Source organism: Flavobacterium kayseriense (assembly GCF_014305095.1).
Lineage (GTDB): Bacteria > Bacteroidota > Bacteroidia > Flavobacteriales > Flavobacteriaceae > Flavobacterium > Flavobacterium kayseriense.
The window spans coordinates 698459-722371 of the sequence record NZ_JACRUI010000001.1 but is presented as its reverse complement, the minus strand read 5'-3'; the positions used below and the strand labels follow the sequence as shown (position 1 = coordinate 722371).

The 23913-nt window shown below is 32.6% G+C and carries 20 protein-coding genes and 1 tRNA gene; 13 read left to right on the top strand and 8 right to left on the bottom strand.

From position 1 onward, the window contains the following. Positions 1 to 199: 199 nt before the first annotated feature. The 3 genes from H8R22_RS03040 to H8R22_RS03030 form a co-directional block, all read right to left on the bottom strand. On the bottom strand, positions 200 to 1414 hold the full coding sequence (locus H8R22_RS03040; RefSeq protein ID WP_225875977.1) for an MFS transporter: 1215 nt from the start codon (positions 1412 to 1414) through the stop codon (positions 200 to 202). A gap of 178 nt (positions 1415 to 1592) precedes the next feature. Next, the gene (locus tag H8R22_RS03035) at positions 1593 to 2633 is read right to left on the bottom strand and encodes a Gfo/Idh/MocA family protein (protein ID WP_187009001.1); all 1041 of its coding nucleotides are present in this window, start codon (positions 2631 to 2633) and stop codon (positions 1593 to 1595) included. A gap of 2108 nt (positions 2634 to 4741) precedes the next feature. After that, positions 4742 to 5809 (bottom strand): NADH:flavin oxidoreductase/NADH oxidase, encoded by a 1068-nt coding sequence (locus tag H8R22_RS03030; protein WP_187009002.1) that lies wholly within the window; start codon positions 5807 to 5809, stop codon positions 4742 to 4744. A 244-nt stretch (positions 5810 to 6053) separates the two neighbouring features. On the opposite strand from H8R22_RS03030, the gene rseP reads away from it, so the two are divergent. The 9 genes from rseP to H8R22_RS02985 all read left to right on the top strand — a co-directional run bounded on the left by rseP (position 6054) and on the right by H8R22_RS02985 (position 14301). Then, positions 6054 to 7397, top strand: coding sequence for an RIP metalloprotease RseP (gene rseP / locus H8R22_RS03025; protein ID WP_187009003.1), 1344 nt, complete (start codon positions 6054 to 6056; stop codon positions 7395 to 7397). A 139-nt stretch (positions 7398 to 7536) separates the two neighbouring features. Then, positions 7537 to 7613, top strand: a tRNA-Asn gene (locus H8R22_RS03020). 92 nt (positions 7614 to 7705) lie between these two features. Further along, entirely contained in the window at positions 7706 to 8581 is an 876-nt protein-coding gene (locus H8R22_RS03015; RefSeq protein WP_187009004.1) for a DUF6617 family protein, read from the top strand. Positions 8582 to 8706: 125 nt separating this feature from the next. Further along, positions 8707 to 9006, top strand: a complete 300-nt coding sequence (locus H8R22_RS03010; RefSeq protein ID WP_187009005.1) for a helix-turn-helix transcriptional regulator — start codon at positions 8707 to 8709, stop codon at positions 9004 to 9006. Beyond that, positions 9003 to 9890 (top strand): hypothetical protein, encoded by an 888-nt coding sequence (locus H8R22_RS03005; protein ID WP_187009006.1) that lies wholly within the window; start codon positions 9003 to 9005, stop codon positions 9888 to 9890. Before H8R22_RS03010 ends, H8R22_RS03005 begins: the two co-directional genes overlap by 4 nt. Before the next feature lie 51 nt (positions 9891 to 9941). Beyond that, on the top strand, positions 9942 to 11198 hold the full coding sequence (locus H8R22_RS03000; RefSeq protein WP_187009007.1) for a site-specific integrase: 1257 nt from the start codon (positions 9942 to 9944) through the stop codon (positions 11196 to 11198). Between the two features lie 83 nt (positions 11199 to 11281). Further along, positions 11282 to 12103: a hypothetical protein gene (locus tag H8R22_RS02995; protein WP_187009008.1), complete on the top strand. Its 822-nt coding sequence runs from the start codon at positions 11282 to 11284 to the stop codon at positions 12101 to 12103. A 205-nt stretch (positions 12104 to 12308) separates the two neighbouring features. Next, positions 12309 to 13157 carry an AAA family ATPase gene (locus H8R22_RS02990; RefSeq protein ID WP_187009009.1) on the top strand — a complete coding sequence of 283 codons (849 nt, stop codon included), beginning with the start codon at positions 12309 to 12311 and terminating at the stop codon, positions 13155 to 13157. Further along, the gene (locus H8R22_RS02985) at positions 13138 to 14301 is read left to right on the top strand and encodes a DUF3871 family protein (RefSeq protein ID WP_187009010.1); all 1164 of its coding nucleotides are present in this window, start codon (positions 13138 to 13140) and stop codon (positions 14299 to 14301) included. Before H8R22_RS02990 ends, H8R22_RS02985 begins: the two co-directional genes overlap by 20 nt. Before the next feature lie 160 nt (positions 14302 to 14461). Here H8R22_RS02985 and H8R22_RS02980 read toward each other — a convergent pair whose 3' ends face one another. The 4 genes from H8R22_RS02980 to H8R22_RS02965 form a co-directional block, all read right to left on the bottom strand. Then, positions 14462 to 15340: an Abi family protein gene (locus tag H8R22_RS02980; protein ID WP_187009011.1), complete on the bottom strand. Its 879-nt coding sequence runs from the start codon at positions 15338 to 15340 to the stop codon at positions 14462 to 14464. Between the two features lie 131 nt (positions 15341 to 15471). Continuing rightward, on the bottom strand, positions 15472 to 18144 hold the full coding sequence (locus H8R22_RS02975) for a DEAD/DEAH box helicase (protein ID WP_187009012.1): 2673 nt from the start codon (positions 18142 to 18144) through the stop codon (positions 15472 to 15474). A 1-nt stretch (position 18145) separates the two neighbouring features. Next, on the bottom strand, positions 18146 to 19141 hold the full coding sequence (locus H8R22_RS02970; RefSeq protein WP_187009013.1) for a virulence RhuM family protein: 996 nt from the start codon (positions 19139 to 19141) through the stop codon (positions 18146 to 18148). 9 nt (positions 19142 to 19150) lie between these two features. Beyond that, complete coding sequence (locus H8R22_RS02965; RefSeq protein WP_187009014.1) at positions 19151 to 20722, bottom strand: site-specific DNA-methyltransferase; 1572 nt, start codon at positions 20720 to 20722, stop codon at positions 19151 to 19153. A gap of 260 nt (positions 20723 to 20982) precedes the next feature. Between H8R22_RS02965 and H8R22_RS02960 the strand changes: the two genes are divergently transcribed. The 3 genes from H8R22_RS02960 to H8R22_RS02950 all read left to right on the top strand — a co-directional run bounded on the left by H8R22_RS02960 (position 20983) and on the right by H8R22_RS02950 (position 22261). Continuing rightward, positions 20983 to 21387 (top strand): hypothetical protein, encoded by a 405-nt coding sequence (locus H8R22_RS02960; protein WP_187009015.1) that lies wholly within the window; start codon positions 20983 to 20985, stop codon positions 21385 to 21387. A gap of 98 nt (positions 21388 to 21485) precedes the next feature. Beyond that, a complete protein-coding gene (locus tag H8R22_RS02955; RefSeq protein WP_187009016.1) occupies positions 21486 to 21944 on the top strand; it encodes a JAB domain-containing protein in 459 nt (152 codons plus the stop codon). A gap of 122 nt (positions 21945 to 22066) precedes the next feature. Continuing rightward, entirely contained in the window at positions 22067 to 22261 is a 195-nt protein-coding gene (locus H8R22_RS02950; protein ID WP_187009017.1) for a hypothetical protein, read from the top strand. A 317-nt stretch (positions 22262 to 22578) separates the two neighbouring features. Here the strand turns inward: H8R22_RS02950 and H8R22_RS02945 are convergent, their stop codons facing one another. Beyond that, positions 22579 to 22791, bottom strand: coding sequence for a helix-turn-helix domain-containing protein (locus H8R22_RS02945; RefSeq protein ID WP_187009018.1), 213 nt, complete (start codon positions 22789 to 22791; stop codon positions 22579 to 22581). A 374-nt stretch (positions 22792 to 23165) separates the two neighbouring features. On the opposite strand from H8R22_RS02945, the gene H8R22_RS02940 reads away from it, so the two are divergent. After that, on the top strand, positions 23166 to 23780 hold the full coding sequence (locus H8R22_RS02940) for a tetratricopeptide repeat protein (RefSeq protein WP_187009019.1): 615 nt from the start codon (positions 23166 to 23168) through the stop codon (positions 23778 to 23780). The last annotated feature ends 133 nt before the right edge of the window (positions 23781 to 23913 follow it).

Genomic DNA, 23913 nt, shown 5'->3' with positions numbered 1-23913 from the left:
CTATTCGGAAATTAATTCGATGAAAAATAATTAAAATTTATTTTGATGCCATCTGAAGTGTTGAAAAACGGGAGAAATAGCCCCGATGGCAGCGTGTATCCTTTTTGTTTTGAGCTGTTTTTTAGCTCAAAATAAAAAGATACTGCGTACAGCGGGTGCAAATATGATCTGAAAAACGAAATTATCTGCTCCTAGAAAATTATCGAATTGCTTTAATACGAGAAACTAAAACTGCGATCCCGATACCGAATACTCCAATAAAAGCAAACGAAAAACGCAGTCCAAAAAGTTCAGCTATGTAACCTATTACTGGTGGCCCTAGTAAAAACCCCAAGAAACTAACGCTCGATACTGCCGTAAGTGCCTCGCCCGGGGGAATGGTTGGGTGTTTACCCGCAAGACTGTATAGAGTAGGAACAATTGTCGATACGCCTAGCCCTACGATCATGAATCCAATCGTTGACGGAATCAAATACGGAAAAAATACGGCTGTAAAAAGCCCCGTCGAAATCAAAATCCCACCTACCTGTACTACGGTTTTACGACCAAATCTATTAATCATTCCGTCACCTAAAAAGCGTCCTGTTGCCATCATAATCATGAATGAAATATACCCCAACACGATTAGCTCACCGGGCGCTTTAACCACGTCCTTGAAATAAACGCCGCTCCAGTCAAACATGATTCCTTCGCTGGCCATACAGCCAAATCCTATCACTCCAAGCCAGAGTAAAGCTGCATCAGGTTTAGAGAATAATTTTGTTTTTTGGGCAATTTTAGGTAGTTCTTTGGCTTTGATTAAAAATTTAAAATTCAATAACACCAATGCAATTACAATTGCACCCACGATTAAAAAATGCTCGTGCGGAGTTAACTGGAACTTAAGCATGGCTAAGCCAATAAGTGCTCCCGTAAAACCAGCAAAACTCCATACACCATGGAAAGATGCCATGATGGTTTTATTAAAAAGTTTCTCTGTATACACCCCTTGCGTATTGACCGCGATATTATTCATGTTCCCGAAGATTCCAAAGAGAAAAAGTCCGAAGGCTAGTTGCCAAGCCGAAGTAGCTAACCCTAAATTAGACAAGCAAATAGCGTACATGATAACCGAAAAAACTACTAAACGATGACTACCGTAGCGAGTAACCAATTTTCCTGAGAACGGCATCATCACTAATTGCCCTACTGGAAGCGCAAATAAAATACTCCCCAGATCAGCATCACTAAGCGCCAAGGTCATTTTGATATCTGGAATTCGGCTTGCCCAGGTAGCGAAACACAGACCCATCCCAAAGTAAAAAGCAGAAACAGCAATACGTATTCGATTAAGATACGACTGCTTGGCTTTTCTAAAACTTTTTTTGATCTTTCCTTGAGCCGCAAAGCTTCCTATAAAATTTAAACGTAACAAAGGCAGTAGTTGTATATTGTGAATGGCAAAAGTACAAAAACCATTAAGGAAGTTTGTTATCGTTTGTTTGACTCCATGTACTTACATCGTTATCGTTCATAAGTTTATACGAAAAGGTCTGTTATCCAAGCAAATATATGGACGATTGGCTTCTTATATTTTTAACCAATTGGATTTTTTACAATGCAATTACTTTTTTCTCTCTATTACTTTGGATGGCGGCTTCAATAATTTGCATTACTTGTATGCCCTCCAGCGCAGTAACTGGTTCAATACTATCATTGACAATAGCTTGATACATGCCTTCAAAAAAGTCGTAATAATTTCCTTGAAGCGTCCGTATACTTTTGCGTATAATTTCATCATTCTCTACTGTGTGCAAAAGCCCTTCTTTGGCTATTGGTTCCATTCCCCAATCAACCAAATTAGGTTTTTTCCCTGCTTTTAATTCGTCCTCTTGCACATCACCACGGTGCTTTAAAAAAGATCCTTTTTTTCCGTGTACAACATAAGCGGGATTGGCTTCTCGTACAAAAAAACCCGCTTTAAGACGAACTCTAAAGTTGGCATAATACAAAACGAGATCGATCCAATCGTCTACCAAAGACTCCGCTCTCGTAGTGCGAATATCTGCGTAAATAGCAGTAGGGAAACCAAATAAGTACAGCGCTTGATCGATTAAATGCGGACCTAAATCTTTTAGAATTCCGGCGCCAGCGTTAGCGGTTTCTTTGTGTTGCTTGAGACTTAATCCCGGATTGTAGCGATCAAAATGAAACTCGGCTTCTACTAAATCACCTAATAAATTTTCTGATAGGACTTGCTTTACCGTTTTTAGATCGCTATCCCACCTGCGGTTTTGAAACACAGCGAGCTTGACTCCTTTTGCTTTACCAATAGCGGCTAATTCCTCAGCCTCGGCTACAGTAGTTGTAAATGCTTTTTCGACAATGGCATGTTTGCCTGCTTGGAGTACCTGCTTAGCATATTCATAATGAGTAGCAACAGGAGTATTAATTATGACTAAGTCACTCTCTGATTTGAGTATTGCCTCCAATGTGGGATAGCTTAACACAACTGGGAAATCCAGTTGAATTAGTTTTTTAGTACGTTCCCATGATCCTAAAAGTTCAAAACCAGGATGCAGTGCTAAAAAAGGGGCGTGAAACACCTTGCCCGACATGCCGTAGGATAGTAAAGCGGTTTTTATTTTTTGCATATTAATATGTATATGTTGTCAAATCGAACGGAGTCGAAATTCAATATTGTCTCCGTGCCACAGGATAGTAAAATAGTTTTTATTTTTATATCATTTTATTTGCCTGTACTGTCAAATCGAGCGGAGTCGAGATTCACTATTATCCCAAATATCGTAGGACGATAAAACAGTGTATGTATTATGTATCTTTCTATACGTCTCTTGTCAAATCGAGCGGAGTCGAGATTCTATATTTTCCCCGTGCCATAGCATAATAAAAACAGTCTATGTCTTATGTATCTTTCTAGGCGTCTCTTGTCAAATCGACCAGAGTCGAGATTCAATATTGTCCCCGTGCCATAGCATAATAAAAACAGTGTATGTCCTATATATCTTTCTATGCGCCTCTTGTCAAATCGAGCGGAGTCGAGATTCTGATAGTAAAGTTACTGATTACTACAAAACAAATTTTCAGTAGCTAATCACAGTTACTTTTTCCTTCATGAAAGAACAAAGCAGTGCCTAAAAAAACCGACAATGTCCAAACAATAGCTCGCAGATTTTACAGATTAACGCAGATCAATTCCTTAATTAATAATGCCACAATCAGTACAAATCAGTTTTATCCGTGGGCTAATTTTCTAACCACAGATTTAACAGATTAGCGCAGATTATTTTCTCAAATGTAACTTATAAAAACAGTGTATGTCTTATGTATCTTTCTATGCGCCTCTTGTCAAATCGAGCGGAGTCGAGATTCTGGCAGTAAGGTTATTGATTGCTACAAAACAGATTCCCAATAGCTAAATACAGTTACTTTATCCTTTATGAAAAAACAAGGTAGTGCCTAAAAAACACCGATAATTTCCAAACAATAGCTCGCAGATTCTACAGATTAACGCAGAGTACACCCCTCAATTAAAATTTAACAATCAGTACAAATCCGTTATATCCGTCTCATCGGTGAGCCAATTTTTTTACCGTAGATTGCACAGATTAACGCAGAGTACACCCCTTAATTAAAATTTAACAATCAATACAAATCAGTTATATCCGTGGGCTAATTTTCTAACCACAGATTTAACAGATTAGCGCAGATTATTTTCTCAAATGTAACTTATAAAAACAGTGTATATCTTATATATCTTTCTATGAGCCTCTTGTCAAATCGAGCGGAGTCGAGATTCTGGCAATAAGGTTATTGATTGCTACAAAACAGATTCCCATTAGCAAATTATAATTACTTTTTTCTTTATGAAAAAACAAAGCAGTGCCTAAAAAAACCGACAATGTCCAAACAATAGCTCGCAGATTTTACAGATTAACGCAGATCAATTCCTTAATTAATAATGCCACAATCAGTACAAATCAGTTTTATCCGTGGGCTAATTTTCTAACCACAGATTTAACAGATTAGCGCAGATTATTTTCTCAAATGTAACTTATAAAAACAGTGTATGTCTTATGTATCTTTCTATGCGCCTCTTGTCAAATCGAGCGGAGTCGAGATTCTGATAGCGGTGATACTATTTGCTTATACACATCAACTTCTATTTAACAACAGGTTACTACAGATAAAAACAGATTCCCAATAGCAAATTATAATTACTTTTTCCTTTATGAAAAAACAAGGCAGTGCCTAAAAAACACCGATAATTTCCAAACAATAGCTCGCAGATTCTACAGATTAACGCAGATTACACCCCTCAATTAAAAATTCAACAATCAGTACAAATCCATTATATCCGTCTCATCGGTGAGCCAATTTTTTTACCGTAGATTGCACAGATTAACGCAGAGTACACCCCTTAATTAAAATTTAACAATCAATACAAATCTGTTATGTCCGTACCATCCGTGGGCCAATTTTTTTACCGCAGATTGCACAGATTTACACAGATTATTTCCGTCAAATTTAAATTATAAAAAGCATTACAAATCCGTTATATCCGTCTCATCGGTGAGCCAATTTTTTTACCGCAGATTGCACAGATTTTCGCAGATTACTTCTATCAATTATAAAAGCAGTGGAAATCCGTTCTATCAGTTCTATCCTGGGGCCATAACTATTTTAAAATTGAAACATATTAGTACCACTGTACTTATAGGACTTATATATTTATAAAAAACTACTTCTTCGCTCGTTCGTACTGCTTCGGCCACTTAATTTCTGCCTCCAAATCATGAGCAAAAGTTAAGGCAAGGTTAGGATCGCGCAATGATTCTCTGGCAAATAACACTAAATCGGCTTTGCCTGTAGCGACTATTTCTTCAGCTTGCTTCGCTTCGGTGATCAAACCAACTGCTCCAGTTAGGATGCCTGCTTCTGATTTTATTTGGTCTGCAAACGGAACTTGGTAATTAGGTCCCACAGGAATTTTTTGATGTGACACCAAAGCTCCCGAAGAGACATCGATCAAATCCACTCCCTTTTCTTTTAGTATTTTAGACAGCGCTACTGATTCTTCTACGTTCCAGCCACCATCAGCCCAATCCGTAGCTGATATACGTACAAACAAAGGTAAGTTAGACGGCCATTCGGTTTGCACTGCTTCCACTACTTCTAGCGTAAGGCGGATTCGGTTTTCAAAACTACCGCCATAATTGTCTGTTCGCACATTCGATAAAGGCGATAAAAACTGGTGCAATAAATAACCGTGTGCTGCATGAATTTCTACTACTTTATAACCTGCTTGTACTGCTCTTTTAGTAGCATCTTTAAAATCGGAAATCACTTTTTGAATCGCTTCGCTATCCATGGCAAGAGGAGTTGCTTCGTTGTCATGGTATCCTATTGCTGATGGCGCCACGGTTTGCCATCCACCTTGAGTGGTATCTAATTTTTTATTGCCATTCCACGGAGCTGAAACGCTCGCTTTACGACCTGCATGCGCCAATTGTATGCCGGGAATTGCATTTTGATCGCTAATAAACTTATTAATTTGTTGTAGCTTTTCGATATGCTCGGCCTTCCATATTCCAAGATCTTCTGGTGAAATACGACCTTCTGGCGAAACTGCCGTAGCTTCTTGAATAATTAAACTTACGCCGCCAATAGCACGACTTCCTAGGTGAACTAAATGCCAATCATTGGCAAAACCATCTACGGAAGAGTATTGGCACATGGGCGCAATAGCGATGCGGTTTTTAAAGGTAATGTCTTTTATTTGTAAAGGAGTAAATAATGTAGCACTCATATATGATCAGGTTAAGGTTATAATACAGAAATCAAGGCAAAGAAGAGCGTTTAACTACACTCTTTATCTGAGTACCTTGTGGTGTTTTCAAAAAATTAAAAAGTAAAGTTACTAGACAATACGCAAACGAACATTCAAAATTCATTAATTAACAAACTTTTAAACTCATGTGGAATAATTATTGCAAATTAAACAAATAGAAAACCTTACTTTTGTGAGTTGTAAAAAGAATTAAATTTAAAAAATGGATCTATTTATCAAGCTTTCTCAATTTTTATTGAGCTTATCATTACTTATTATCTTGCACGAATTAGGACATTTTATTCCTGCTAAATTATTTAAAACCAGAGTCGAAAAGTTTTACTTGTTTTTTGACGTTAAATATTCCCTTCTTAAAAAGAAAATTGGTGAGACTGAATACGGTATTGGATGGTTACCACTTGGTGGTTACGTGAAAATATCGGGTATGATCGATGAGAGTATGGACAAAGAACAAATGGCATTGCCTCCGCAACCATGGGAATTTCGTTCTAAACCAGCCTACCAACGTTTGATCATCATGCTGGGTGGTGTTACAGTAAACTTTATATTGGCTTTTATTATTTATATTGGAATGGCTTTCGCCTATGGCGATACGTATGTGGCAAGTACCGACTTTAAGGACGGAATGCTGATCGAAAACCCTGTTATGCTAAAGGCGGGCTTTAAAACCGGTGACAAGTTTCTAGCTGCTGATGGCAAACCAATTGTTAGGTTTGATAATGATATTAACATGACCATCATCATGGCTAAAAAAGTGTTAGTAGAGAGAAACGGAAACCAACAAGAAATTACGATGCCTATTGATCTAGTAGATCAATTGTCTCAATACGAAAAAGGATCTTTGTTTGCAACACGTACTCCTTTTGTAGTGGGCGCGGTTGCGGAAAACTCTCCCAACACTAATTTGCTTCCTAAAGATATCATTACTTCTTTGAATGGTAAATCTACACGCTATTTTGATCAGGCTGCAGCTATTATAGAAAGTAACAAAGGTAAAACCATACCAGCAACAATTGTACGTGATCAAAAAATTCAAAACATTACCCTAATTGTTTCTAAAGAGGGGAGATTAGACGTTCAACCAGGAGGTGTGAGTCTAGAATCACTAGAAAAACTAGGTTACTATAAAGTTAGTACAAAAGAGTACAGCTTTGCAGAAGCAATTCCGGTGGGACTTATCAAAGGAAAAGACCAATTAATAGGATACGGAAAACAATTAAAAATGATTTTTAGCCCAAGTACTGGTGCTTACAAACAAGTAGGTGGTTTTAAAGCTATTTTTGATATATTTCCGGAGACTTGGAGTTGGGAAACATTCTGGAGAATCACTGCTCTATTATCAATTATGCTTGGAGTAATGAACTTATTACCTATTCCGGCACTCGATGGAGGTCATGTGATGTTTTTATTATACGAAATCTTTTCAGGTAAAAAACCATCAGACAAATTTCTAGAGAATGCACAAATGGTTGGTTTTGTTTTACTTATCACCCTCTTATTATTTGCCAACGGAAACGATATTTACAAATCAATTATAGGGAAGTAAAAAAAATAAAAAAAAGTTGAATTTTTATTTGCACAAACCAAATGATAGCCTATCTTTGCACCGCTTTACAACTGAAACGCATTTCAAAATAAAGCAGCAACAAAGATTTAAAAGTTCATACAAATAACAATATACAGTTTCCTTCTTAGCTCAGTTGGTTAGAGCATCTGACTGTTAATCAGAGGGTCCTTGGTTCGAGCCCAAGAGAGGGAGCCAATTGCAGAAAGCCTTTACAGAGATGTAAAGGCTTTTTTGTTTTTACAGGTTAAACATAGGTCAAACATTTATAGATTTTGTAAATTTGAATTATGATCCAAACTCCAAAATCAACTTCAAATTACCCATTACTTTTCTTAGAAACATTTTTAAAGCAAAACTACTTTGATGCTTTTGAAAATGACTTCTACGATAATCCCATTAATCCTTCCTTTGTTTCATATAGAGATCAAGGATATATAGAGTATATAGATTGTGAATACCTAAACGAAGATGTAATCCCAAGGAAAGTCTATTTCAAAGATAAAGTACTCGAAATAATAAAATTACAAGTCAACAAATCTATTCAGTTAATAAAAGACAAAGCTGACGATATTGAAATTTCAGGTAATTCTGCTTCTAACTATATAAGCAAGACTAAACTTAAGATCTCAGACTTATTAACGGGTGTATCTAGCTATAATAAATTACAACTAGACATCATACCTTATTTGAAGGATATAAATAAAACATTAATTAGTTTAGGAAATGGAAAAATAGAGGCAAAGAGGTCAATTCAAATAACAAATAGTAAACAGGGATTGTTTAAACCTTTAATAAGCAGAAAAAAACTTATTTTAATATATGAGTTAGCACTTGAATTAGGAATCCTTGATGAAAATGTGGTTTTTGAAGATGATTTCATAACTGTTTTCACTCACCCTAGTCCAAAACAAGTTGATAGCAAAATAGTGTTTAACAAAGATAACAGGATAACTTTTTATTTTATCAATAATATAAAAATGTTTTTTGATAATCTTACTCCGTCAGCCATTGACAGGAGTAAGTCTTTCTATTCTAAGCAAGGAACTCTTCTAAAGCAAGGAGCTATTGACGGGATTGATACTTTTCTAAGAAAAAATGATGTTTCAAGATATAAAGAAATATTATCCGAAATCCAGGCTATGGCAAAGAAACATAATTTCTAACCTTACACTTTACCTTACACTTCCTCTTACACCCTCATTACACTTTAGCTTTGAGGGTTTTTTTATGCGCTTAATTTGTTTCATTAATAATAGTGATATGCGCATATCCATTAAACTAAACACTAATGGAAATTATCCTTAAAAAATTAGAAAAATTAGAAGTTTTAATAGAAAGACAGTACATTTTAAGCAAGGAGATATTATCTCTTGAAGAGGCAGCTCAGTACTTGCAATTGTCGAAATCTTGTCTTTATAAAATGACAAGTAGGAAAGAAGTGAACTACTATGTACCAGGCGGGAAACGCATATATTTCCGTAGGTCAGAGTTAGAGACTTGGATTCTAAACAGTAGGGTAAGTTCAGTCAATGAATTGGAAACAAACATGGAAGTTTACTTAAGTAGAACTCAAAAGTCTAAGTTATGATAGATTTTGTAAGAGTTAGATTTAACTACAAAAATGAAGTCGAAGATTACATAACTACTGAAGGGAATTTTGATGAAGTTACAATGGGCTATGAACTGCATTCTGATACTACTAAGTATCCGATGAGAACAAAATTTGTAAATATGGACTTAGTGGTTACAGAGCATACAGGCTATATGAAAAACTCCCTACATAAGTTCCACAATTATAAAACAGAAGGCAAAGATCATAATCACAATGATTTCAGTTTTGAAAGTTTACAAAAGGTCATCAATGAGTTAACCCAAAAATTACCCTTTTTGGAAGACTCAAGGATAACACAGTTGGAGTTTGGTTTTAATATTGAGACTGAAATTCCAGCTGAGGAGATTATTAAAAATAGTTTATTTCTTTATAGAGGGAAGTCATATAATCATAACAAGCAATTTAGGGGGGCGGGAGAGTATTTGCAATTTGACTCTACTAACTACTGCATTAAAATATACGACAAGGCTAAGCATTATAAAGTCAAAGGAAAGAACATCTTGAGAGTTGAAATAAAATATGTTGAAAAATCAGAATTAACTAGGCTCAAAATAAGGAAGTTAACAGACCTATTAGATAAGTCGAAATTACAGGTACTGTTCAATGACTTTATAAAAAAAATAGATGAGATGATAATTATTGACTCCTATGACGATAAAGATATTCTAACAAAAGATAGAGAAAAAATTACTAGATACTCTAATCCTAAATACTGGACTAGTTTAAGCAATAGAAGAATGACTAAAAGTAATCATAAAACTGACTTTAAAAGACTTCTAACAAAGTATAGTTTAAATACTGTTGAACAGTTTATTAAGTATAGTGTTAACAAGAAGTTTCAATACCTAATAAATAATTAATGTTTACAAATTCTGGTATTATAAAGTGTATAAAATGTAAATCATAAAAATATGGCAAGTATAAAAATATTATTAAGAGACAAAGCATCAAAAGAGGGATTGTTTCCACTAGTTCTCAAAATCATTAAAGACAGAAAACCTAAAATGATTTCTTTAGGTATGGATTGTACAAAGAAAGATTGGGATGAAGCTAATGCGCAATTTAAAAAAAGTCATCCAAACCATGTTCAAAGAAACAGAGTACTCCTAAAACTAAAAGAAAAAGCTTTTAAAGTAATTGATGAATTCAATATTGAAGAAATTGACTTTACTCTTACTCAATTTGAAGCCAAATTTAGGGGCAAAAAGGACAGTAATACATCTGTAAAGACATTTTGGGAAGATAAGATTGCTGATTTAAACAAAGCTGGAAGAACTGGAAATGCAAGAGCTTACTTAGACACTATGAATTCCTTTTACAAGTTTGCCAAAAACAATCAATTGAAATTTAGAGACATTTCTGTTGAGATGCTAGACAAATATGAAACACATTTAAGAGCTACAGGAAGCAAAGATGGTGGGATTGGAGTTAGAATGAGAGAATTAAGAGCATTGTATAATGATGCTATAAAAAAGGGAGTAGTTGATGAAAAGCACTATCCATTTAAAGCTTATAAAGTTTCAAAATTAAAAGGTTCTGGAATAAAGAAAGCCCTAACAAGAGCTGAAATTCGCAAAATTGAAGATTTAGACGAGTTGAAATACCCACATTTAGCAGAGTCAAAAAAACTGTTCTTGTTTTCTTATTACACCTCTGGAATAAACTTCTTTGACATTATGAAATTAAGATGGAGTAATGTACAAAATGGAAGAATTGTTTATACACGCTCCAAAACAAAAGGTAATTTCAGTGTAAAAATCCTGGAACCTGTCAGAATCATTCTTGAAGAATACAAGCATGTAAACACCATAACCGATTATGTATTTCCTATCCTTTTAAAAGAAGGGTTGACTCCTATTCAAATTGAGAATAGAAAAGCGAAGACATTAAAGAAATTTAATAGTGACTTAAAAAAAATTGCTGAAATACAGGAAATAGAAAGTACTGTTACGAGCTATGTTGCAAGACATAGTTACGCCACTAACCTGAAGGAATCAGGAGTTTCAATAGATATGATAAGTCAATCTATGGGGCATCAAAATGTTGGAATAACAACTGCTTATCTAAAAGATTTTGATAATAATACTATTGATGATGCAAATGAAAAGCTATTGCAAGAACCCTTACCAAATTACAATGTAGAAAATGAAGTTAGGTTTTCAGCTTAACCGTAGTTATTACATATTAATCTTAAAAAAATTTAAGATTAAACTTAAATATCATTAATAAATTAATTTAAAAAAATAAAATCATGAATACAGAAAATGAATACGGTTTTGATAACCCTTTTGATAGTTCTTCTAATGACCAATATATTAATCCTTCAGATAACCCATTTATTAATCAGGAAATAAGTATAGGAAGTTGCCTTAATGATCCTTCTCAAAATTACGAAGAACAAGAAGAGTTAGAAGAAGAATCAATTGAAGTACCGCTTTATGATTTGACTTTAGATTCTGAGGAAAACTTTCAAGATGGCATTGAAACAAAATACATTTTATTGCCAATTAATAAAGACGGAGTAGTGAATGAAAGCTCATACACTCCACTACTAAATGCTGGGGGTAAAATAGTAGTAAACAATGATGGATTTAGAGAGAATCTGGATATCATTTCAGACATCTTTATCATAGACTATAACACTATGTTTGGCTTAAGACTATTAGTTTTCCAAAAGTACAACAGTAAATATTTTAGCTGTGATGAAAGAGTCTTTTTTGAAACCTTATTAATAAAGTTTCATGCATTTCGCTTTAAGCCATTTTACATTTCTTATCCTACAATATTTAATGAATTAGGAATTAAGAAAGATAGAGCTATTACAATATCACGAAAATTTCAAAGACTAGGATTTTTAAAAACTGAGATAAAAACAAAATTAATTGATGGAAGACCATCACAAGTAACATATTACCATCTGGACACAGACAAGATCTTAGAGTTGTTACCAAAAATTTACATTGAAGAACATTTCGAGGACATTGATAGAGACATTAAAAAATATCTTGAACCTGCATTAAAGAAAGTTAGTGTTCCTACTGAAAAAATAGATATTACTAACATCATGCAATAATTAAAAAAGGGAGGGCTAATAGCTTTCCCTTTTTGCTTAAATACCCCACCACAGGATTTCCTTTAATAAATTACAATATAAAGTAAGATTATATACATAGGGAGTAAAGTTATATATAATTATAGCTTTCTCTTTTATTGGAGGATTTCCATTGATGGAAAATTAAAACCTACAAAAAACAACATAAATCTCTAAATTATAAATCATGGAATTAAAAAAATCAGAAAGAAGCAAAGCCAAAATTAAAATGGCTTTGCAAGCTCCATCAGGAGCTGGAAAGAGCTACAGTGCACTTTTATTAGCAAAAGGATTAACCAATGGAAACCTTTCAAAAGTAGCAGTCATTGATACAGAAGCAGGTTCTAGTAATCTTTATGCCCATCTAGGTAGTTACAATGTCTTGAACCTAAAGTCTCCTCATTCCCCTGAGAGATACATAGAGGCAATAGAATTATGCATAAAGTCAGGGATGGAAGTAATAATTTTAGATAGTATCTCACATTGTTGGGATTTTCTACTGGATTACCATGCTTCGCTTACTGGAAACTCATTCACAAATTGGAATAAGATAACTCCGAGACAAAAAGCATTTGTAGAAAAGATACTTCAAAGTGATGTTCACATCATTTGCACTATGAGGGTAAAACAAGATTACGTCTTGAGTGAGAGAAATGGCAAGATGGTCCCTGAAAAAGTAGGATTAAAAGCAATTCAGAGAGATGAGATTAGCTATGAGTTTACAATAGTCTTTGACATTGATTATAAACACTTTGCTACTGCATCAAAAGACAGAACTAATTTGTTTGAGGGGAAACCACAGTTTGTTATTAATTCTAACACAGGTAAAAAAATTTTAGACTGGTGCAACAGTACCATGACTAAGGAAGAGCTAAAGGTTAAGGTAAGTGAATGTAATAACTTGTCAGAGCTTACAAACCTTTACAACAATAACCTAGAGAGTGCTAAAAGCATAGAACAGGACTTTGTAGCAAAGAAAAATCTCATACAACAACTAACTTCTAATATCTCATCAAATGGAAATGGAACTCACTAAAATCGAAAACAAGGACACTCTTTCACAAGTACCTAAAGTCTTTAAAGATATAAAGGATCTAGGTATACAAGAATCTTCACAAATACACACAAACACTTCTTTTATTGAAGTAAGTTCAGAAAATAGAAGTGTGAATTTTATAGAAGATACACAAGCTACACATCTACCTGTATCCCTTAACAATATAAAGGATCTAGGTTTAGACGAAACTTCAAATAGTATACAAAAATCACCTTTTATAGAGGCTAACACAGAGGAGGTTAGTCTTTTTCATTTAAAAGAAAAGTGTGTTATACCTGTATTCACAAAGGACAATGAAATTACTTTAAGTCATCAAGAATTTATTGAAACTGCATTATCAGCTATTACTAAGATGTTTCCAAATGAAAACCTAGATATTCCTGAAATTAGGGTTAGCCATCAAATTAAAGGAAGGACTCCTGATGCATTGCATATTGCTGCTAAAGATTTGCAAGAGCATCAAAGGACTTCATATTTTGAGAGGATGGCATTTATTATAAGGATTCCAGGTATTACAGAAACTATAAATGGAAACAAGTTATCACTTACAATAGGAGGCGTTAGAAGTTACAACCTAGAGAACCTGTACAATAAGAAAACTTATGAAAAATTCAAATTCTTCATAGGGTTCCAGAATATGGTATGCTGTAACCTATGTGTTTCCACAGATGGTTTTCAAAGTGAAATTAGAGCAATGAGTTATTTAGACCTAGAAGATAAAATACTTCAAGTGATACAAAGCTATAATGCAACACAGCATTTAAGCTCTATGAAAAACTTACTGAACAATTCGCTTTCGGAAACTCAATTTGCTCAAATTATTGGTAAATCTAGGTTATATAATTACTTACCTAAAAAGGAAAAGGCTCTAATACCTGAGTTGCTCCTGAATGATGGACATATTAGCACCGTAGCAAAAGACTACTACCAAGATGAAAGCTTTTGTAGAAATGCAAATGGTGATATCAGTATGTGGGAGTTCTATAACCTGCTCACAGGAAGCAATAAGACTTCCTATGTTGACACTTTCCTTGAAAGAGGTGTGAATGCCTTCAGCTTTTCTGAAGGTATCTCAAATGCACTAAGTGGTAGTTCTACCAACTATTCTTGGTTTTTGAGTTAATTCCCCCCAACCTCTTTATTTGGGGGTTGGGTAATAAAAAACCCAGCGCAAGGCTGGGTTATGTTTACTATTTTATAGTGCAGCACTAATGCAAATGAAAAGTTGGGCACTTGGGACAACAAAATTATATCATTTATATTATATAAAAAAATTTTTTGAGTTAATTTTTAATATACCCGATCTTGTCATCTATAATTTTTCTTAATATTGGATTATCAAAATGATTGTCAAAAAGAGCAATTATTTCATCTTCGATAATTTTTTTTCTGCTAGTAGAAATCTTTTCTAGAAAATATAAAATAACCTTGATTGAAGAATCCAATGAATGTCTATTATTGTTGTTAAATGTAATTAGGGGTGTTGTATTTATCTCTTTTGGTGTATTTGAATCAAATAATATTCCACTATGAGCACATAAATTCCTTATAAATATAACTGTTTTTAAAAAATTCTCAAACACTCTAACTCTCCTAATCCCATATACATTTGCAATCCTTTTTTTCAACTCTTCATCTTTTAAAGAGAAGTAAATTGTAAATATGGTTCCAAATGTTAAGAATTCTAGTGTTTTCCATGCAGGAGCATATATATCATTTGGATAATTTATATGATGCTTTTTAATGGGTTTATTATTCCTTTTAAATTTATCATTATAGTAATTTGGAAATTCATCTACAAATTTGGATTGCATAACACGTTTACTAGCAAACCACGTTGGGTTATCGGCATTAGCATTTGAAACATAGTAAATAATTTGTGTCCGTAAGTTAATCTCTATTCTATTTAAAGCTTTATTTAAAATGTTTTTTAAATCAACATCCATATAGTATAAACATACAACATCAGAAAATTTGGTGCCCTCAACAAAATTATGCCTATTTCCGCTCTCAAATGGATTCCAATAAAACCCTAATCTATAATAACCAATATCAAGTAAAATTTCTTTTGCTTTTTCCTTTTGGTCATTATCGTCAAAACCCATTCCTCTCTCCGAAAGCTTTTCTATTTGCTCTTCCACTGTGGTTGCTAAACTTCCCATTTAATCAATTTGTTACATTACAAAGTTTAGTTTTTAATTGACATTATGAAAGCCAAACTTATTCACAATTCTTTGACTTTTTTAACAATTAAAATCTGGATAGGATTCTAAAAATTATAAAAAAAACAAACTTACAACCTCTTTAAAACTTCAATTATCGTGTTTGCCGTGTAGCAATTCTCTACATTCTTAGTTTGAAAAACCATGAAATACTTGTATTTGTCTCCTGATTTTTCAGCCCATATTTTACCTAACTTATTTTTGTCCTTGCTGTCATCATTATCTAAATGATCTCCTTTAGTTTCTATTAGAATAATGTTTCCTTTTTTAGTAGAAATAATAAAGTCAGGATAATGATCACGGTAATACCCATTAATAAAAAAGCCCTTTCCACGAGAAAGATTCCTATGCCAAAAAACAACGTTGTCAAGTGTAGCTATACTCATGATCATATCTTGTTCAAAGATATTCATGGAGTCTTCTAATTCATATAATGACTTACCAATTGGCGTACTAGGACTTAAGGGGTTTATACTCTCAGTAAATGAGAAATTTTCTTTTACAAAAACCTCATTTGCATCTAGTAACATCTTAAATCTTGCTTTAGAATAAGCAGCACCTAAATCATTAATTTTATTCTTAATTTTTTGAATGTATATGAATTCGTTATTAATTATATCTCTAATTTGGTCATTAGATAAACTTTCAAAAACCCTACTTACATATCGTGTTAAATCTTGCTCTCTTATAGGGGTCATATCTCCTAACTTACCTACAATAAACCTACTTACATCTTTTACTTGGTTTTCTTTTGGCTTAGATAAAATGGTATCTACTAATATGCTTTTGGCTCTTTGAGTAACTTTATTAGCTGTAGCGGTACCTTTACTACCATCAAAATCTACTGCATATATGTCAGCTGAAATTTCATCAAAGTTTATTTTTGTATCACACTCCAGTAAATTAAATCCTTTCAATAAGCTATTCTTATTTAATAAAGAATCATAGCTGGTTAATTCCTCAAACAATATCCCATCAGTTAGCTCATCTTCCTCTGTCTTTAGGAAAAACTGAGGCAATTCTATAGTTGTAGCTAGTGCTTGGAATTGTGTATCTATTAAATATTTCTTTGGTGTTTGCTTCATAACTTCTGTAAAGAATGTAGTATTGTCATCAATATCTAAATTGCTAACTTTCTCATCAAATATCTTACTATCAATAATAGCTTGTTTTGTTATTGTACCAACTACAGTAGAAGTATCCGTATAAGTTTCTATGGTTACTTCATCCTCAGGATTAAAATCTATTGACTCAGTATCAAACTCTTCATCTGATTTAACTTCTGTATCTTCTGCATTTGCAGGGTTTTCAAATAAGTCTTTTTGTAAAATTTCCTCATTTGTCAATTGTGGTTCAGGTAATTCCGCAGCAAAATAATCATCTTTAGAAAATCCTGCATCTTGTAACCCCTTTACAATATTATCTAAGGTGTCTTTAAATTTATCAGAGGCAGTTAATACAAATGACATGTTCAATAATGCATTCTTGTGTCTGCTAACATAAGGCTGTCTAAGCACTCTACCAAGGATTTGCTCAACTTCTACAGCAGAGGATTTGTCAGCTAATGAAGCTAAAATATAAGCATTAGGACAATCCCATCCCTCTTTAAGAGCATTTACAGTTATGATGTATCTAACGGGACAATTTCTATCCATTAAGTTAACACCTTTAAGTTCATCAACACCACTAACTTTTATCTTGATCTGTTCTTCGGGTATTTTTAGCTTAACTAACTGTTCCTTTATTTTTTGAAAGGTAGTGTTGTTTTTACCCTTGATATTAGATTGAGCTTGAAACAAAATTATAGGTCTAATATACTTCCCACTTTCTTTTTCTTCCTCTTTAGCTATTAATTCTAACTGTCTCTGCAAGTGTAGCGCACTATTAACAACTTCCTCTTTTTTGTGGTGATTATATACTACTACAGGTAGTTTAACCATGCTTTCCTGCTTTAGTTTTAAAGCACTTACAAAACTTATGATGTTACTATTTTCCTTTGGTGTAGCAGTTAAATCTAATACAAGTGAAGGGTTAAGATTTTGTAGCATCTCAACACTTAAGTCACTCTCAGCATTATGACTTTCATCAACTATTACAATAGGATTTAAGCTCCTTATTATATTAATTAAAGCTGTCTCATCTGTACCCTCAAGTACTAAATCCTTATTAATAATTATATCTCTAAAGGATTCTAATGCACCATTTTCTTGAAATATTTTTCTATCTTCTTTTTTAGCTTTATCAATACGTAAACTACTAAAATTCAACACAAAAATATTAAGCTGTTCTGTTACTGAGGTTGGATTAAAATTAGCCCCCTGCAGTAATTGGTCCTTTTGATACACTTCAACCTTATGACCAAATAAGCTATTTAGCTTTTCTCTATAAGGATGGTTTGGGTTATTAAGGTTGTTGTATGTTTGCTGCAGCAGGTTACTCCAAGGCACCAACCATATTACAGCTTTGGCATTACCTTGACTAAAATGTTTGTTTATAGTATGCAATGCATTGCAGGCTATAAATGTTTTACCACCAGCAGTAGGAACTTTTATAGCAATATGAACAGCATTAGGAATGTTGTCTTTGTATCCTCGCATTCCTGTTTGAGTAAGTGGATTGTATGCACCAACTCTTTCAGTCCAAAGTTCATTAAAAGCTTTGTTTGGGGTTTTATATTTTTGAAGATAGGAAAGGTAATTTTCTAAATCCTTAATTACATCTTGTTGGTATGGTTTTAATTCCATTTTACTTTTTCTTGTTTAATTTCTTAATTTCTTTATCAAAATCAGAAATTATTTTTTGTGTCTTATTAAAAACCTCGTACTCTTTCAAAGCTTTTTTATCAGCTTGTATTTTTGAGATTTTACCTTTTCCCTCTAAAATTTTGTAATCATTAAAATTCAAAAACTTATTGACACTTGCTGCTAATTTTGCCATAGTGAAAGTGTTTTCTCTTTCTATTAATCCTTCAATATAATCAAAATAGGAGGTTACAGTTCTTTCCAGTTGTCTGATTTCTTTTTCTTCTAAATAGTTCTTAGCAACAATTACATCTTGTTTTAAAATTCTTCCCTCTGGGCTATTCTTCCAGTTGGTTAATCCCATATTTTCCTTTTGCTTGTTAGCAATGCTATGTATAATCTCTGCTGCTGTTTTTCCAGTAATAGCAAAGTGAAACTTATTCTGTATCATAGCATAAAAATTCTTGGTTATGTCAGCATTTCTGTCATAATCTATGCAACATTCAGCAAATATATCAGTTACTTGTTGGTAAATTCTTCTTTCACTTGCACGTATGGAACGTACTCTTTGTAATAACTCCTTAAAGTAATCTTTTCCAAAAAGGGTTTGACCTTGTTTTAGCCTATCATCATCTAATACAAAACCTTTAATAATATATTCTTTCAGAGTTTTAGTAGCCCATATTCTAAATTGTGTAGCTTTGGTAGAATTAACTCTATAGCCAACAGAAATTATAGCATCAAGGTTGTAATAATTTGTATTGTAATTTTTATTATCCTTGGCAGTTGTTTCCAAAATGGAAAGAACTGAAGACTCAATTAATTCTTCCTCTTCAAAAATGTTTTTTAAATGTTTACTTATGGCAGGAACTTGTACTCCAAATAACTCTGCAATAGCTTTTTGTGTAAGCCATACAGATTCATTTTGTAGCAAAACGTCTACCCTTACTTCTCCACTTGGAGCAGTATATAAAATGAATTTTTTTAAATCTTCTTCCATAATTTTTGTCTAAAATCTAGTAATGTCTCTTGGGATTTTCTTGAAAATGATGTGGTATTTACTCATTAGCTTTTCATCTAGCAAGCAATTATCTGCATAAATTATATACTGTTCTGCCTTAGTTTTAAGCTTTCTTAAAAAGCTTTCATCTAGAGTGGTCATATTTGTGGCATTATAATAAAAATAATAAGCTGTTTGCTCTTTTACTCCAAGTAAATGCTTTTCTGTTTGCTTGCTGTATTTAGACTTAGTTTCAGAAAACCATACATACTCATTAATTCTCTCTATACCAATAGCTTCATTTAGCAAATCATTTTCTAGAAAAATAGGCTCACCTAGATCATAATAACTAAAATCCCCATTTGTTCCTTCAATTGGTTTAGCATCTGTGCCATATCCTTTTATAACTCTTTTTACTCTTTCAGCTGTAATAGTATTAGCATAGTCTTCCATTTCTATCAAAATGAATTTTCTATTGCCACCATCTTGTTTATTTAGGTTTAAAACTGCATGAGCTGTTGTGCCTGAACCAGCAAAGGAATCAAGTATTATTGAGTTCTTGTCTGTTGATATTTCTAAAATTCTATTAATTAAATTAACTGGTTTTGGTGTATCAAATGGAATTTCCTCATTTTGAAATATATCTTTTAATGTTTTATTTGCATCCCTAGTAGTGCCAACATCTTGACCAAACCAAATTGTTTCAGGAGCTCTTCCTTCAAGATTTTTCAAGTATATTTTTCTTATAATGTTAGTTTCTCCTTTGTTGAAAAATATCTCTTTTGTTTCAATTTTTTCATGTAAAGTTTGTTTGCTCCATCTCCAGCCATTCTTTGGTGGTTTAATTATTTTACCTGAAGGGGTTTGAATATCATAAATTAAATTAGGCCTGTATAATGCATTTCTAACATCACCCGTCCTCCACATCCCCTTAACATCATTATCAGGATTAGAATAAGCTTTATTGTGTTCATCAGTTCTATCCAGATTTCCAAGAATGTAACTTGAGTATTTTGAATATACCAATGTATGGTTATGATGAATTGAAAATTTTCCTAGATATCCTTTAGGCTGTATGCTATGTTGCCAAATAACATCATTCAAGAAATTATTAGTGCCGAAAATTTCATCACAAATTAATTTCAAATTAGCGAACTCATTGTCATCTAAAGAAATAAAGATTACACCATCTTCTGCTAATAACTTATGTAATAGTTTCAATCTAGGGTACATCATGCACAACCATTTATCATGTCTTGATAAATCTTCGCTCTCTTTACCTACAACTTGACCTAACCATTTTTTAAGTTTAGGGTCACTTACATTATCATTATACACCCACCCTTCATTACCTGTATTGTAGGGAGGGTCAATATAAATACACTTTATTTTCCCTTCATATTCAGGTAATAAACTTTTTAATGCTTCAAGATTATCTCCATGAATTATTTTATTCTCACTAATGGTGTCATTAGTTTCAGATCCATTACTATAAGTGTATTGTTTTTCTAGTACTCTATAAGGAACATCCTGGTGATGGTTTATTACTTTGTCTTTTCCTATCCAATTAAGTGTTGGCATACGTTTTAAAATTTAAAAGCATAAATGTAATACTTTTTACATAATTTTTTTTTGGATATTTTTTTGGCTCAAATTTTTAAGAGAATAAACTACCTTGACAACACTCCCCCCGTAACAAAACCTAAACTCAAGACCCCCACCTATCACTAGCATACCAAAAAATTATTCCCGTAGATATAGATACAAGTTGATAGCTGTATTTGAAGCTACAGGTTTATGTTTTTGAATGCTAAAAAGTTTAACTCAAAAAAATCAAGAACATGGTAAGAATTATTAATTACAAAAAAAGAGAAACAGAGGACGGCAAAGAATTCTTTGTACTCGAACTTCAAGGTGGAATTGAAATGGTGAAATCCAAAGAAACAAGCAAATTTTATATTACAGCTAGAAAAGCTTCCATCTCTACCACATTTGATGAATTGACTTGTCAAGCATTAATTGGAACTGAACTACCTGGAAAGGTAGAGAAAGTGGAATGTGAGGCTTATGATTACACCATCAAAGATACTGGAGAGGTAATCACCTTAACCCATAGATTTGAATATGTGGAAGAAGAAAAAGCCACTACTCCAAAAGCACAGAAAAGCAAAACTACTGTTGATGAATTTATGAGCAAAACTCCTAGTGAGAATTCATTTTCAAGTAATGGTCAATTGCAACATTAATTTTATTTAAAAATATCCTCTATCCGAATAAACCTAAATGGTTAAAATGTATAGAGGGTATTTCAACTATTTCCCAATTACCTAAATACTTCTAAATTATGAAAACAACTAACTCCACAAATGAATTAGCAGAGATACAGGTTTACTACTCTACACAAAATATTCAAAAAGAGAAAATGAACTCTGTACAAACTGCATACGAGTTCTTATTAAAGTCTTGGGATTTAGGTACACTAGAACTTCAGGAAGAGTTTAAAGTAATTTTACTAAATAGAAGTAATGAGGCTTTAGGTATTTACTCTCTATCTAAGGGCGGAATAACTGGAACTGTAGTAGATGTAAGATTACTGTTTGCAGTAGCATTGAAATGCAATGCTTGTGGTATCATCATTTCACATAATCATCCATCTGGGAACACAAAACCAAGTGATGCTGATATTAGATTAACAAAGAAAATTAAAAAATGTTCAGACTTACTTGACATTACTTTAATAGACCACTTAATAATTACAAAGAATGTTTTTTATAGCTTCTCAAGTGAAGGAATGTTAACATGAAAGTGTAAACTAATAAAGATATACCTTGCAGTAACTAAATTTCAATTATTTTCTTTCTTACAGATTACTATTAATAGCGTATTCATTAATTTGCTACTCAATACAGCCCTATTTTTTTTATAATGGATAAGTTCAAAAATTATTTAAATTTCCCAAGAGAAGTAAGAATGCAATTCTTAAAAGATAGTATTGCAGAACTCTATCCATTTACAGATGATGATATTGAATTCTACAATGACAAACTAGATTTTAACATCCTTTCATACAATTCAAAAATCAAATGGAGTTATCCTCTATTAGAAAAATATAGAGACTAATGGGATTGGAATTCCCTAAAGCAAAATGATTTAGTAAGCAAAAAGTTTAATTTGGCTTTACTCTTTCCTGATAAGGTTACTTGTGGATTATCTAAATGTACCTGTTTTAGAAATTTAGATTTTTGTGAAAACTTAGATTACAACTGCGAAAAATTTGAAAAACCTACAGCTATTGTTGCTCGAGTAATAATCAAGGATCTATACGTTTATAGACTCATAGACTATTTGATTAATATAAAAGTGATAAATGATAAGGCTCTATTAATGTTATATCTTCTTGATAAAGAACTAGAATTTGTGGGTCAAGATGATGAAAATTAGAATTTAAAAAACTCAGTAATATTTACATTTAAAGCTTTAGCTACTACATCCAATGTAGATAGCGTAGCATTTGCTCTACCTGCTTCTAGCCTAGACATGTTACTTTTTTCAAAGTTGCACCTAGCAGCCAAATCTTGTTGAGATATATTTTTCTCAACTCTAATTTCCTGAATACGCTTACCAACCTTTATCTGTAGTGACTCTTCCAAATTTTAATTATCTTTTACGATAAGTCAAAATTTGTTCTATATTTGGATATAGTGGTTATCGTAAAAGATAACTAACCGTTATTTTAACAGAATGAGGAAAACCGTAAGGGAATGATATCTAAAATAGATTACTTTGAAAAATCAATCTTATATAAAATGAAAAGTTTATTATTGAGCACTGCCCTCCTCTTTACCAAGAAAGTAATACTATTAAATATGGAAACTTATTAGAGTTCAAAATTCCAAAAAACAATAAAATGTGAAAAAACAACCATTACAACTGATGATATTGTAAGCTTTAAAAAAACTCAAACTGAAGACTCGGTAAGAGGTATACAGATAAATATTTTGACAATCTAAAAATTACAAATGAAATGAAAAACCTTATAATACTTATTCTTTTTATTCTCTTTACAAATAACTCTTTTAGTCAATCAAGTGATTATTATATTAGTCAAGGAACTTCAAAAAAAATACTTAAAGATTACCGTGGAGCATTTAAAGATTTTGACAAAGCAATTGAAATTGACCCAAAAAATGCTAAAGCATACTTCTATAAAGCAATGCTATGTGCTGATCCAAAATCAGGTGCATTTAACGTATTTACAATGATTAATTTCAACGAGGCTATTGAATTAGATCCTAAATATGTTGATGCTTATTTATTTAGAGGAATAGAAAAGCATAAAAGTGAAGATTACAGAGGAGCTATTTCCGATTACAATAGAGCTATAGAAATAGATAAAAACAATTTCGAATCTTATGCACAAAAAGGAATTGCAAAATTTGCATTAAATGATTTTCAGGGAGCATTAACCGATTTGAACATGGCAATTAAAATTAATCCTAAATATGCTTTCGCTTATGGAATCAGAGGAGTGGTGAAATTTAGTTTAGGGCAAAAAGAATCAGCTTGTTTGGATTTTAGTAAAGCAGGAGAATTAGGGAATAAACTTTCATATGATTATATAAAAAAATATTGCAATTGATCACAAACAAAAAGTGGTTCTATTTTTATAGCCAAATTATTAGTCACAAGAAATAATGCAGAAATTGATGTCAAAGATTTTTTCCAACGTAAAATTTTAAAGAAAAGTAGCAAAAAATATTAATTATAAAACA